We start from the raw sequence: 13043 nt of genomic DNA on the forward strand, positions 1-13043 counted from the left end.
CCGAGTCATTCTGTGTCTTATCCCATCGGACACGATCTTATGTTAGCGGATAAATACAGCGCTGTCCCGCACCGGGAGGCGCCCCGTTGTCTGGATGCTTGAAAGAATGAAAACATAGGCCGCTTCGGATGATTTCGCGTTGTGCCTGATGAGGTCCATAGATAGAATATCAGTGGAGACTTGAGAAGCGCGTATACTCATATAAAGAAGTAAAGATTACCAGGCAGGGACGTCCAACAGACTGTTGCAGAATGCGTTTCGGCCTGTCATCAAAAAGGGCACTCTCTCGCTGGGGGAAAGCTGTGACTGCAGAAAATTGCCGGCATGCTTGGGAGATTATCAATCTCCGCAATGGTTATCTTGTGACCGAAGGATGCACTCATTGCGGCCGCCGGGCGAATTTCTTTACGCTCGAAGATCGCAATCATATGGACAGCTACGTTGAAGGGAAACATATCTGGGGATTCTTGGGGAGCAGCCAGGCTGTCAAGTTTGATTTCAAGTGCACATTGTGCGGCAAGGAGATCAAATTAGATAAGGTAATGGCTTTGATGGCCTGTCTTGATTGCAAGGAAGATTGTCTCGCGCCGAAGAAGGGCCGGGAAAAGTCGGGGGATGAAGATTCCTGGGTCTATCTTGCGCTTTGCCCCGATCCTGGGCATGAGAACGAAGAATGTATTGGTTCTGAAGAAATCAAGGCGCTCAATAGTTACTTTAACAGCCGTATAAAAACGCCCGGGAAACGGATCACAATCATACCCTGTCTTTACCGCGGCAAGATTGACACCTGTCAAGGTGAGATCATCGCCGACGTCGGTATGAAGGATCTATTTTAGGGTTATTAATTGCAAGTGTAGAACCTCAAGCAAGGGAGAGGATAGAACGATGAAGATCTCTGAAGCCGCGGAGAAACTTAATCTTACACTTCTGGGTTCCCTTTTTGATAAGGAAATCGAAGGAGTCTATATTTCGGATATGGTCAGTGATATCGTTGCCGGCGCACCGGCAAACAGCCTTCTGTTGACCATTCAGACTCACAAGAACCTGATTGCCACGGCGAATCTGGTCGATGTGGGCTGCATTATTTATGTTCGCGATAAAAAACCTTTGGAGGATGTCATTAAACTGGCGGAGAGAGCGAAAATCAGTCTGTTCTCTACCGAGTTGGATGCCTGGGGCATGGCGAAAAAGCTGAGCGCCATAGGCATCATGTAGGAAGCGAAGTAATGACATCATTATGGGCCGCACACACGGGATTCATCATAGCTGAATAACAGGGCAAAATTTCAATTTGAATGGATGGGAGGTTTTATGGCGGGTTCCACCTCACGATCAACTGCGCCCATTCTGGAAAAGTATGCGCCGCAACGAGAATACCTCATTCCCATCCTTCAGGATGTTCAAGCCGCCGAAGGTTATCTCTCTCCCGCGTCAATCAGAGAAATCTCACGCCGTCTGCGCATAACCGAAAATGATATTTATGGGGTCGCCACATTCTATTCACATTTTCGATTTGTTCCTCCCGGAGAACATTCAATTCACGTTTGTATGGGAACGGCCTGCCATGTGCGCGGAGGGCAGCCGATCGGCAATATGCTGGAAAGAATGCTTGGCATCAGGCAAGGGCAAACGACGCCGGACGGAAAATTTGAGCTGCATCATGTCAATTGCCTGGGGTGCTGCGCCATAGCCCCGGTCATCAAAATTGATGAGACGATCCATGGCAAAATGTCGGTTCTTAAAGTCGGGAAGGTGATGGATGAGATCAAAAAATAAGCCTGTGCCGTCACGGAAAAACGGCGGAGGAGCGCTTCATCGTTTTCATCGTGTGAATGATCTTGAAAAACGCCGGGAAGCGGCGATCAAAGCCAAAGCGGCTATCAAGCGCACCATCCTGATCTGCGGCGGCACAGGATGTCTCAGCAATGGGGCCGAGGGAGTGGCGCAAGCATTCCGTGATGAGCTAAAGAAGCGGAAAATCGATATGAAGGTCGAGCTCGCTGTCAAGACAACGGGTTGCCAGGGTTTCTGTGAACGCGGCCCACTCGTTGTTTTTCAGCCCGGCGATTTGATGTACGAACGCGTTACCGCAGAGGCGGTTCCGCTTATTGTACAAAATACGGTGGTTGACGGCGAGGTTGTCAAGAGATTCATTCATCGCGACCTTAAAACGAAGGAGTATATCCCCAAATTTACCGATATCCCTTTCTATGCAAGGCAGACACGAATCGTCCTCAGGAATATCGGCACCATCGATCCCAGATCTCTCGATGACTATTTATCCGTCGGCGGTTTCAAGGGTCTGATAAAAGCTTTGAGTATGAAGCCCATGGAGATCATCGATACAATCGAGGCAAGTGGGTTGAGGGGGCGGGGCGGCGGAGGGTTCCCGACAGGAAAGAAGTGGCGGGTTTGTGCAGGGATGAAGAGCGATAAACGGTATCTTGTCGCGAATGGAGATGAGGGTGATCCGGGCGCCTTTATGGACGGCTACCTCATGGAAGGGGATCCATTCAACGTCATCGAAGGGATGTTGATTGCCGCCTATGCCATCGGGGCCGATGAAGGGTTTATGTACGTCAGGTTGGAATACCCGGTCGCTTTGAAGAGCCTGCAAAACGCGCTCGATATATGCTATGACGTCGGCCTCCTGGGCGAGGATATTCTGGGCAGCGGTTTTAATTTCAATGTTAAGATTTGCCGCGGCGGCGGGGCTTTTGTCTGCGGCGAGGAAACGGCGCTGATGACTTCGATCGAAGGGGGGCGGGGGATGCCTCGCAGCCGGCCTCCGTTCCCGGCGGAAAAAGGACTCTGGGGAAAGCCGACGATCATCAACAATGTTGAGACTCTAGGAACTCTGGCTCCCATTATCGAAAAGGGCGCCGATTGGTTTTCAAGTTTCGGCACGGAGACAAGCAAAGGCACGAAAGCCTTCTCGTTGGTCGGCAAAGTCAATAATACCGGTCTTATTGAAGTGCCGATGGGTATGACCCTGAGAGAAATCGTTGAAGAGATCGGCGGTGGAGCGCCGGGCAATAAAGAGGTGAAGGCGGTTCAGACCGGGGGGCCTTCCGGCGGTACGATCCCCGCCAGAATGATGGATATCCCGGTGGATTACGAATCATTGAAAAGCGTGGGATCGATTATGGGTTCCGGCGGCCTCATTGTAATAGATACCGACACCTGTGTTGTTGATCTGGCAAAATTCTTTCTGAATTTCACAATGTCTGAATCTTGTGGGAAATGCGTTCCGTGCAGGGTTGGGACACGGCACCTGCATAGCGTGCTGACCAAGATCACCAAAGGAGAAGGGAAACCGGAAGATCTCGAGAAAATCGCCACTCTCGGCCGGGTGATTCAGGGAGGGGCTTTGTGCGGACTCGGGAATACAGCACCGAATCCAGCCTTGTCAACTTTGAAATATTTTGAAGAAGAGTACTTGGCCCACACGCGGGATCACCGCTGTCCAGCCGCTGTGTGCCAGGATCTCGTTCAGTTTCGCATTCTTCCCGAAAAATGCACCGGCTGTATGTCCTGTGTCCGGGTTTGTCCAACAGGGGCGATTACTGGACCGAGATCGCAGCCGCACAACATTGATGAAAGCAAATGTATAAAATGTCGAGCTTGCTATGAGATCTGCCGGTTCGATGCGGTGGCCGGAGACGCCATCGTCATCACCTCCGACACATCTGGCAATGGAAGATGATATCGGCCATGCCTTTTAGCCTGCTAACCCCCCTTCCATCTTTGGAGAGGTGATATGGCAAAGAATAAAACGATACGGATGGATTTCAACGGCCGCACCGTCACCGCCCCTGAGGGGAGTACCGTTCTAAGAGCCGCGGAATTGAACGGAATCTATATTCCGACGCTCTGCTCGCACAAAGATCTATCACCCTTCGGTGGATGTCGGATGTGTATTGTCGAAATCGAAGGAATCCGCGGTTATCCGCTCTCCTGTTATACAACCGCCGCGGAGGGCATGAAGGTCAAGACCGACACCAAAGAGATCGTCACGATCCGCAAGGAAATCCTTCAGCTCATTCTCAGTGAGCACCCATCGACCTGCTTGGTTTGCGATGAACGTGTTGAATGCAGAAATTTTATGGGGACCGTTCGAAAATCGGGGGTCACCACGGGCTGCCATTATTGCCCTTCCGACCAACAATGCGAGCTTCAGACACTCGTTGAAAAACTTGGAATTGAAGAGCTGGAGTATCCGATTCTCTATCGTGGGGACGTTCAGGAACGCGGCGATCCTTTCTATGACCGCGATTACAACCTTTGCATCCTTTGCGGCCGTTGCGTCCGGATGTGTCAGGAGATGCGCGGCACATCGGTGCTCGCATTCACACATCGAGGATCCAAGGCCATTGTCGGTCCCGCCTTCGGCCGGAATCATCAGGATGCGGGATGCGAATTCTGCGGCGCTTGTGTCGAGGTTTGTCCCACTGGGGCGCTGGCTGAAAAGGCCTGCAAATGGGATGGAAAACCGGATGGAGCTGTCACCTCGACTTGTCCGTACTGCGCTATCGGCTGCCAGCTCGACTTTCACTCAAAGAGCGGGAGATTCATGAAAGCGCTTCCCGTTGCTGAATCCGATGTGAATGATGGACAGGCATGCCTGAAGGGGCGATTTTGTATCGGCGAACTATCGCACCACTTCGGACGGAACCGCAAACCCTTTGCCCGGGAGAACAACTACTGGAAAGAGAAACCCTGGACGGAAGCGCTCGATATCGCCGCGGAGAAGCTAAAGGGAGTCAAATCATCTGAATTCGCCATGTTGGTTTCTTCGGATTGTACAAATGAAAGCCTGTACATGGCTCAGAAGTTCGTCCGGTCCGCCATGGGCGCCAATTCGATTGACAATACGGGAAGGCAGACGCTGGGGGGGGGATTGAAACTCTGGACCGAACTGCTCGGCCGGCCGATTTCCATCCAGGATATCCGTTCCTCATCGCGCATTCTCGCCGTCGGCCTGGATACCCGCTTTAACTATTCTATTGTCGGTGTTGAGATCCGCAAAGCGATGCAGCATGGAGCAGGCGTTGTCACCATTGGACCGCGGGAATCAAATCTGGCCCGATATGCGGATATCTGGCTGCAATCGCCCCCGGGATTTGAAGGAACGGCGCTGAAGGCGATCATCAAGGGAACGGCCGCCGCCCTCGCTGAAGGAGCAAAGGCAACGAAGCTGGATCTGCAACAGCTCGGGAAAGCTGCCTCACTCTTAAAGTCGGGTGAGGATCTAACCGTTATTCTCGGGCCCAGCCTCTTCCGGTATTCCGTGTTGGGAGATCTGGTGGATGGACTCAGAATGCTTCTCAGCAGAAAGAATGTCAAAATCCTGCCTCTCTATACCGGAGCCAATACACGGGGCGCTTTGGAGATGGGCGCCTTTTCCGAGCTGTTGCCGGGACCCGCGGGGATCAAGGACAAGGATGCGAGACTGAAGCTGGAGAAGAGATGGAATCAGTCGATCCCGAGTGATAATGGATTTACCGCTGCGCAGGTTCTTGAGGGGAAGAAAAAATACAAGGTTTTGTATATGATCGGTTCCCAGCCGGGTTTCGATCGCCCCAATTGTGATTTCCTCATTGTTCAGGACATCTTCGAGCCCAACTATCCGTGTGATCTGTTTCTGCCGGCCGCAAGTTTCCTGGAATCCGCCGGGACCCTCGTCAATATTGAGGGACGGGTTCAAGATGCTCCCAAGATCGAGAGTCCGCCGGACAGCGTGATGCATGGAAGGACGCGGCCTGATTGGTGGATCCTTTCAGAAATCGCCAAACGACTTGGAGCCGTGGGATTTGATTATGAGGCGGTCGGCGACATTCAAAGGGAAATCGCCGCGATGATACCCGGTTATCCAAAAGGTGGAAAGACGGATAGAAGCAGGCGGGTTCTTCCGGAGCTCAAGGGGTTGAGTGAAACACCGCCTGCCGATGGCCGTGTGGCGAGGGCCGGAAAGAAGCTGGTTTTGGCGCTCCGCCCGATGGGTTATACGCACCGCGGTGTCTCGTTGACTGCGAAGGTCGAAGGACTCCAGATTCTCAATCCGGAAACCGGTTTCTTTCTGAGCCGCGAAGACGCGGAAAAGCTGGGTATCACGGCGGGGGATCACATTACCGTCAGGGCGGGTTCTATACAAGGCGCGGCCCCGGTCAAAATCGAACCGGAATTGCAGCAAGGAGCAATTTACCTCTATATCCCGGAAGCCGTGGGCGGGCTCATGGAAACCAGCGATCTAGCGGCGCTCTACCGATTGAAGAAAAACCCATGCCCCGTGGAGGTGATAAAGAATGGCGTATAAAGTGATCGAACGCAGGATGATTGTGCCGAACATCCACGAACTCGTCATCGAAGCCTCCGCCGGCGGCCTTGTCAAACCAGGGCAATTTGTCATTGTGCGGCCGGATGAAAAGGGGGAGAGGATTCCACTCTCCGTTTCTGATTTTGATCCGACACGCGGCGTGGTGACATGCTTCTTTCAAGAAGTCGGCGAGACAACGTCAAAACTTGCACTGCTCAAGGCCGGAGACACGATCCCGACGTTTGTCGGTCCATTGGGTGAAGCCAGCGAAATCGCCCATTTCGGAACGGTTCTTCTCATCGGCGGATGTTTTGGGATCGGCAGCATCTATCCGATTGCCAAGGCGATGAAGGCGGCCGGGAATACGGTGCATGTTCTCATTGAGGCGCGTTCGTCTTTTCTCCTCTATTGGGAAGACAGGTTCGAAGAGCTTGTCGACGGCTTCCATGTGATCACCAGAGACGGGACAAAGGGATACAAGGGCCACATCAGCAAGCTGCCCCAGATATTAAAGAACGAGGAGCTGAAGCCGGATCGTGTCATTGTTAATGGGTGTACATTTTTGATGAAGCGAGCATCTGATATGACACGCGAGCTTCAGATTCATACCATGGTGAACATGAATCCGATCATGATCGATGGAACCGGGATGTGTGGTGTCTGCCGTCTGACGGTGGGCGGGCAAACGAAGTTCGCCTGCGTCGATGGCCCTGATTTTGACGGCCATTTGGTGGACTGGAAAGAGTTCCTTATGCGCCGGAAAACCTATTATGAGGAAGAGGTTACGCCTCTCCGTAAAAGCGGAGTGGGCACCGAGTTCCATCTCTCGGGCAAGCATAAGCACAAATGTCTCGAAAAAAACTAAGGATTAATCATGGCAGAGAAGAAAAAAATGATCCCCCATAGGTTCCCGATGCCGAAGCAGACGCCCGAGGAACGGATCTTCAATTTTGAAGAGGTCGCGTTGGGATTCACACCTAAATTAGCGATGCAGGAAGCGGAAAGATGCCTTGATTGTAAAAAGCCGCAATGTATCGACGGGTGTCCTGTGGAGATAAACATTCCCGGTTTTATTATGAAAATCAGAGAGGGCGATTTTGGAGGGGCGGCTCGAATCCTGAAAGAAAAGAATGCCCTTCCGGCGGTTTGCGGCCGTGTTTGCCCCCAGGAAGAACAGTGCGAGAAACACTGTATCATGGGCAAAAAAATGGAACCGGTGGCCATCGGCCGGTTGGAGCGCTTTGCCTCTGATTGGGAGTCGAGCCAGGGGAAGATCGAGATGCCCGATATCGCACCTCCGACAGGCAAAAAAGTCGCCGTTGTCGGGGCTGGGCCGGCCGGCATTACCGTTGCGTCAGACCTTGCCGTTCTGGGGCATAAGGTCGAGATATTTGAAGCGCTTCATGCACCGGGTGGTGTTCTGATTTACGGCATTCCGGAGTTCAGATTGCCGAAGGCCATTGTGCAGAGAGAGGTGGAGTATGTGCAGAGCCTGGGCGTCGATCTGCACCTTGATTTTGTTGTCGGTAAAACGCGGAGTATCGAAAGTTTCCTCAAGCAATTCGACGCCATTTTCGTCGCTTCAGGCGCAGGACTCCCCTGGTTCTTGGAGATACCCGGTGAGAATCTGAATGGGGTCTACTCGGCAAATGAGTATCTGACCCGCTTGAATCTAATGAAGGGATACCGATTCCCCGAGTATGATACGCCGATCAAGAGACCTCACAAGGTAACCGTTACAGGCGGCGGTAATATCGCCATGGATTCGGCCCGTACGGCTATCCGTCTGGGCGCGGATGAGGTTCATATCGTCTATAGGCGCTCCCGGTCCGAGTTGCCGGCCAGACTTGAAGAGGTGGAGAATGCGGAGGAGGAAGGCGTTATTTTCGATTTCTTGACGCTGCCTGTGCGCATGATCGGCAATGATCAGGGTTGGTTGACTGGCATGGAGTGCCTGAAGATGGAGCTTGGCGAACCCGACTCCTCGGGCCGGCGCCGGCCTGTACCAATCGAAAACTCAAACTTTATTCTGGAAACAGATGCATCGGTTTGTTCTATCGGCAATAGTCCCAATCCTCTCATTCCGCAGACGACGGAGGGCTTGGAAATCGGGCGAAAGGGTAATATCGTTGCCGATGAAGAAACCGGGAAAACGTCACTCGATCGGGTCTGGGCGGGGGGTGACGTCGTCACAGGAGCGGCCACGGTTATTATGGCCATGGGCGCCGGGCGGAAGGCGGCGCGCTCCATGCAGGAATACCTATCCGGCTGACAGATGGTGGGTCAATATTGGGAGCTTCATGAAACTTAGCGAAGTGAAAAAATTGTTGAATTGCAAAATGCTCACGAAGTATGTGGAGAATGAGCCCGATGTCACGGCCTGCATGGGGACCGATATGATGAGTGATGTCCTTGCTTTTGCCGAGCCGGGGGCCTTGCTTGTCACGGGACTCATCAATTCGCAGTCGGTTCGTACGGCCGAGATCGCCGATGCGGCCGGAATTGTCTATGTCAGAGGCAAGGAACCCGACGAACATGCCATTGAACTCGCCATCGAATTATCAATACCATTATTTACCACAGAGCTAAGCATGTTTGAAACTTGTGGAATTCTCTGTGCGGCCGGTATGAAGGGAATCTGCTGAGATGGCTGAGGAAGTGTTGTACCAGAAGTCCTTTCCCGTCGGGGGCGGAGACTTCGATGTTGCGGGAGAGGTTTCAACGAAGATCAAAGCGATTCTCAAAGAAGCCGGGCTCGACAGCAAAATCATCCGGCGTGTCGCCATTGCGAGCTATGAGGCGGAACTGAATGTCGTGATCCATGCCGAGAGCGGCGAGGTGGATTTTGTCCTGACGCCGATGGAGATCCGGATCACCGTCAGCGATAAGGGACCCGGGATCAAGGACATTGATCTCGCGATGCAGGAAGGGTATTCAACGGCGACCGACGACATGCGAGAAAAGGGATTCGGCGCCGGCATGGGGCTACCGAATATCAAGAGAACGGCGGATGATTTGAAGATAGAATCAATCGTCGGGGAGGGCACGACCCTTCACATTACTATTCGGATTGAAGAATAGGGTCGCACTGCTCTACAGCGAAGGAGGAGATCATGACGACATTTCTCCATGCCTTGCAGATAGACAGTGATAAATGTCGAGCTAAACTCAATTGTTTGAGGGTCTGCCCGACGAATGCCATTAGAGTTCGCCAGGGCAAGGCTGAAATCAATTCCACATTATGCATTGATTGCGGCGAGTGTATCACCGCCTGCAAAGAAGGCGCCATCCAGCCTTTGACCGACACCTGGGATACGGTCGAAAAGTATCCTTATAAAGTCGCCATTCCCGCCCCGACGCTCTATGGACAATTTCCCTTGGCCGTCTCTCCGAAGGATATTGCGGATGGACTTCTTGCCATCGGCTTCGATGAAGTCTATGACCTTTCGGTCGAGACCGAATTGATCAATAGGGCGATTCGAGATTACTTGAAGGAATACAAGGGCCCTCTGCCGGTGATATCCTCAACATGCCCGGTTATTGTTCGTCTTATCCAGGTTTCATATCCGGATATGGTCCGTCAAATCCTTCCCATATTCCCCCCGCGAGAAATCGCCGGGTGGGAAATGAAAGCGAAAGTCTCAGCGGAAAAGGGGATCCCCCCGGAAGATATTGGAGCGATCTATATTTCGCCCTGCCCGGCGAAGCTGGTTTCCATTAAGCAGCCGGCGGAGGATGCCAAGAGCTATCTTGATGTTGGAATCGGCATCAAAGATATTTATAATCCCCTTCTTGCAGCGATTACAAAACGCCTCAACCGCAAAAATGGAGAGCCGTCGGGACGGGATGCACACTTCAGCATTAGGAGCAGAAGTTATCTCAGAATGGCTCATACCGGCGGAATCAGCCGGGCGGTGAGGCAAACTCATAGTATCTCTGTTGCGCAGTTGCAGCATGTTATTCATGTTTTTGAGGATATTGAGAAGGGAAAAATCAAAAACGCTGAGTTTTTGGAATGCTATTCCTGCACAAGCGGATGTGTCGGCGGTCCGCTGACAGTTGATAAACGCTTCGTTGTTCGAAGCAAAATTCAAAGTCTTATTAATGAAATCAAGAAAACCGACAAGGAACTGGAGGAAGAAGTCGCCCGCCGCTATGTTAAAGGGCGATATCTTATCTCCCAGCAAATCAAGCCCCGCCCGACCTCAAAGCGGACCGGTGATCTAAGCGACCGGATCAAGCAGGTCAAAACACGCGAGATCTACCGAAAAATATTCCCCGGTATCGATTGCGGTCTCTGTGGCGCTCCGACTTGCGAGGAATTTGCCGGTGATGTGGCTGTGGGGGACGCCAAGCCGACCGAATGCATCTTTGTGTCGGATGACCGGTTGAAGGTCCTTCGGGAGTTATATGACCTGAATGAGGGATCCCTTCCCGAAGACAAAAACTCGTAACTCACCATGTTGCTAGACCATCTATGATCTTCTCAAATTGACATCCCGTCCTCATGGTTTCGGATCGCAGGCAAAAATAGGTAGGGTTAAACCAATGGCAGTCAACCGGCGGTTTCACATTCTCGGTCCCCTTCTTGTTGTGATTGTGATGATTGTCATCATGGCTGTTTTTTTAAATCTTCGGAAGAAGCCTGTGATTACGCCTCGGAACGGTGGTGGCGCTCTGGTGGAGGTGATCGAAGCGAAAATCGCCGACCGCCGAGTCGTCATTGAAGGCGCCGGCACCGTCGCGCCTCGGTATGAAGTTACCGTGATGCCGCAGGTCAATGGCAGGGTGAATTGGGTCAGTCCGAAACTCGTCGCCGGAGGAGAATTCCGGGAGGGCGAGGAATTTCTGCGCATTGAGGCGGCGGATTACGAACTCGCTGTTCAGCAAGCGGAAGCGCAGGTTGCACAGGCGGAATTCCAGCTTGATGTCGCCCGGGCCAATGCCACGATCGCTAGAGGAGAGTGGGATCTCATCGTGTCGACTCGGAAGAATTCCGGAAGTGGATCCACCGGGTCGCAAGAACCGAATCCCCTGGTGTTGCATCAGCCGCAGCTTCGGCAGGCGGAAGCCGACCTGGCCTTGGCCCATGCGGCCTTGTCAACCGCACAATTGAATTTGGACCGGACGCATCTATATGCGCCTTTTGATTGCCGTGTCCGGCGGCAGTCGATCGCCCCCGGGCAGGTGGTGGGTCCGGCCAATGCCGTGGCGGTGTTGTACGCAACCGATCTTGTGGAGATAGAAGTTGGATTGCCGATAGCGGACCTTGAATGGATACATGTGCCCGGAGACACCGCTCTGGTGACATTGGACACGGGACAGAAAAAGTTTACCTGGAAAGGTATTTCACATCGGGCGCGTGGTGTTGTGGATGAAATCGGCTGTTTGGAGCGTCTGGTGGTGCGCCTCGAAAATCCGTCTCATCAAATGGATGATCATGCGCCGGAGTTGAGCATCGGCAGCCCTGTCACGGTGCAGATTCAGGGCCGGATGCTGAAGAACATTATCCCGATCCCGCGCAGCTCGATTCGGGAGAACTCAATGGTTTGGATCATGACAGCAGAGAACACCCTGGAGATACGGCCCGTCACAATTCATAGAATGACTCCCACAGAGGCACTGATAGCAGATGGGTTGGCTCAAGGCGAGAAGGTGATCCTGACTCCGCTTTCAGGTGCGGCACCCGGGATGCGCCTGCGCACCATCTCACCGAAGGAGCGCTCATGAGGAGCCCCATCGCATACGTGACCCGAGATCATAATGCGGCGGTTGCCTAATCCGGTTTATCTCTCCCCGATAACGATATCGCCGCTGAAGGTCTCGATCCGCACAGTGGCATCTCCAGAACCCATAGTGAAATGCAATTCCCTTCCCGGTGTGTAGTCGCTTGTCCGCCGCCCGTTCGCCCCGAAATCGTTCTCGATCGAGCCGCTGAATGTGCTCACTTCGAAATCGGCGCTGGCGCTCTTCGAGAGAGCAAGAGTGATGTCGCCGCTGTGGCTATTAAGGTCGCATGAGCACCGATTGTTCAGATCTCCGTTAAAGTTGATATCTCCGGAAACGGATTCGATGCCCACATCGGTAAATTCACCACCTTCGATGCGGATATCACCGCTGACCGTTTCGCAATCCAGCTCGCCATCGATATTCTTCAATTCTATGTCGCTGCTGACGCTGCTGATATTAATTCGATGAGTTTCGACCTGAAGATCCATATCGCCGCTGACCGATTCGAGATCCAGCAATTCAGGTTTGCCGCGAACATCAAAATCTCCACTTACGCTTTCCAGGAAGAGCTTTCCGCTGACTTTATCGACATCAATATCCGCACTGACGGTGGAAATATTGACGCGGCAGTTCTCGGGTAGGTGAATTTCCAGAAAGGTGTCTCCGACCCGGTTGGCATGCCTGGGGATCACCACTTCAATATCCAACTGGTCCTCATCGCCCTTGATATCGAGCCGTTCAACCTTTTCCCCCAATTCCCCGGTTATATGGATTTCATTCTTGCTCCAACCGGCGACAGTGACAGATCCGCTGATATTGCTGATCGAAATTTCAGCTTTGGAGGAGACCTTTCTTGTTTCATCCACACTCTTTTGCGCAAAGACCGCACTCGAAATGAAGATGAGTGACCATACCATTGTGACCAGGACAGGTAGTGCATATTTTTGAGTTTTCATTCTTGCGTCCTCCCCGCTGATGAGTGCAGGATCCTATATAT

At 52.6% G+C, this 13043-nt stretch carries 12 protein-coding genes; 11 read left to right on the top strand and 1 reads right to left on the bottom strand.

What is annotated here, in order from left to right:
* The first annotated feature begins 302 nt into the window (after positions 1-302).
* The 11 genes from KJ970_11475 (at position 303) to KJ970_11525 (ending at position 12046) form a co-directional block, all read left to right on the top strand.
* Positions 303-836, top strand: a complete 534-nt coding sequence (locus KJ970_11475) for a hypothetical protein (GenBank protein ID MBU2691537.1) — start codon at positions 303-305, stop codon at positions 834-836.
* 49 nt (positions 837-885) lie between these two features.
* Positions 886-1215 (top strand): serine kinase, encoded by a 330-nt coding sequence (locus tag KJ970_11480; GenBank protein ID MBU2691538.1) that lies wholly within the window; start codon positions 886-888, stop codon positions 1213-1215.
* 96 nt (positions 1216-1311) lie between these two features.
* Positions 1312-1776, top strand: coding sequence for an NADH-quinone oxidoreductase subunit NuoE (gene nuoE, locus KJ970_11485; GenBank protein MBU2691539.1), 465 nt, complete (start codon positions 1312-1314; stop codon positions 1774-1776).
* Complete coding sequence (locus KJ970_11490; GenBank protein ID MBU2691540.1) at positions 1760-3706, top strand: 4Fe-4S binding protein; 1947 nt, start codon at positions 1760-1762, stop codon at positions 3704-3706. The genes nuoE and KJ970_11490 overlap by 17 nt, the downstream gene beginning before the upstream one ends.
* Positions 3707-3760: 54 nt before the next feature.
* Complete coding sequence (locus tag KJ970_11495) at positions 3761-6316, top strand: molybdopterin-dependent oxidoreductase (GenBank protein ID MBU2691541.1); 2556 nt, start codon at positions 3761-3763, stop codon at positions 6314-6316.
* On the top strand, positions 6306-7181 hold the full coding sequence (locus KJ970_11500) for a sulfide/dihydroorotate dehydrogenase-like FAD/NAD-binding protein (GenBank protein MBU2691542.1): 876 nt from the start codon (positions 6306-6308) through the stop codon (positions 7179-7181). The genes KJ970_11495 and KJ970_11500 overlap by 11 nt, the downstream gene beginning before the upstream one ends.
* A gap of 9 nt (positions 7182-7190) precedes the next feature.
* Complete coding sequence (gene gltA, locus KJ970_11505; GenBank protein ID MBU2691543.1) at positions 7191-8588, top strand: NADPH-dependent glutamate synthase; 1398 nt, start codon at positions 7191-7193, stop codon at positions 8586-8588.
* A 28-nt stretch (positions 8589-8616) separates the two neighbouring features.
* Positions 8617-8961: a transcriptional regulator gene (locus tag KJ970_11510; GenBank protein MBU2691544.1), complete on the top strand. Its 345-nt coding sequence runs from the start codon at positions 8617-8619 to the stop codon at positions 8959-8961.
* Between the two features lies 1 nt (position 8962).
* Positions 8963-9397 (top strand): ATP-binding protein, encoded by a 435-nt coding sequence (locus tag KJ970_11515; GenBank protein ID MBU2691545.1) that lies wholly within the window; start codon positions 8963-8965, stop codon positions 9395-9397.
* A gap of 32 nt (positions 9398-9429) precedes the next feature.
* Positions 9430-10770, top strand: coding sequence for a 4Fe-4S binding protein (locus KJ970_11520; GenBank protein ID MBU2691546.1), 1341 nt, complete (start codon positions 9430-9432; stop codon positions 10768-10770).
* Between the two features lie 94 nt (positions 10771-10864).
* Positions 10865-12046, top strand: coding sequence for an HlyD family efflux transporter periplasmic adaptor subunit (locus KJ970_11525; GenBank protein ID MBU2691547.1), 1182 nt, complete (start codon positions 10865-10867; stop codon positions 12044-12046).
* A gap of 56 nt (positions 12047-12102) precedes the next feature.
* Here the strand turns inward: KJ970_11525 and KJ970_11530 are convergent, their stop codons facing one another.
* On the bottom strand, positions 12103-13002 hold the full coding sequence (locus KJ970_11530) for a DUF4097 domain-containing protein (GenBank protein MBU2691548.1): 900 nt from the start codon (positions 13000-13002) through the stop codon (positions 12103-12105).
* Positions 13003-13043: the final 41 nt, after the last annotated feature.

Source organism: Candidatus Eisenbacteria bacterium (genome assembly GCA_018831195.1).
Lineage (GTDB): Bacteria > Eisenbacteria > RBG-16-71-46 > CAIMUX01 > JAHJDP01 > JAHJDP01.

Excerpts from the sequence above, each read along its gene's own strand:
- KJ970_11510 (MBU2691544.1), top strand. The coding sequence starts at position 8,617 with ATGAAACTTAGCGAAGTGAAAAAATTGTTGAATTGCAAAATGCTCACG.
- KJ970_11500 (MBU2691542.1), top strand. The coding sequence starts at position 6,306 with ATGGCGTATAAAGTGATCGAACGCAGGATGATTGTGCCGAACATCCAC.
- KJ970_11490 (MBU2691540.1), top strand. The coding sequence starts at position 1,760 with ATGAGATCAAAAAATAAGCCTGTGCCGTCACGGAAAAACGGCGGAGGA.
- KJ970_11520 (MBU2691546.1), top strand. The coding sequence starts at position 9,430 with ATGACGACATTTCTCCATGCCTTGCAGATAGACAGTGATAAATGTCGA.
- gltA (MBU2691543.1), top strand. The coding sequence starts at position 7,191 with ATGGCAGAGAAGAAAAAAATGATCCCCCATAGGTTCCCGATGCCGAAG.
- KJ970_11480 (MBU2691538.1), top strand. The coding sequence starts at position 886 with ATGAAGATCTCTGAAGCCGCGGAGAAACTTAATCTTACACTTCTGGGT.
- KJ970_11515 (MBU2691545.1), top strand. The coding sequence starts at position 8,963 with ATGGCTGAGGAAGTGTTGTACCAGAAGTCCTTTCCCGTCGGGGGCGGA.
- nuoE (MBU2691539.1), top strand. The coding sequence starts at position 1,312 with ATGGCGGGTTCCACCTCACGATCAACTGCGCCCATTCTGGAAAAGTAT.
- KJ970_11525 (MBU2691547.1), top strand. The coding sequence starts at position 10,865 with ATGGCAGTCAACCGGCGGTTTCACATTCTCGGTCCCCTTCTTGTTGTG.
- KJ970_11495 (MBU2691541.1), top strand. The coding sequence starts at position 3,761 with ATGGCAAAGAATAAAACGATACGGATGGATTTCAACGGCCGCACCGTC.
- KJ970_11530 (MBU2691548.1), bottom strand. The coding sequence starts at position 13,002 with ATGAAAACTCAAAAATATGCACTACCTGTCCTGGTCACAATGGTATGG.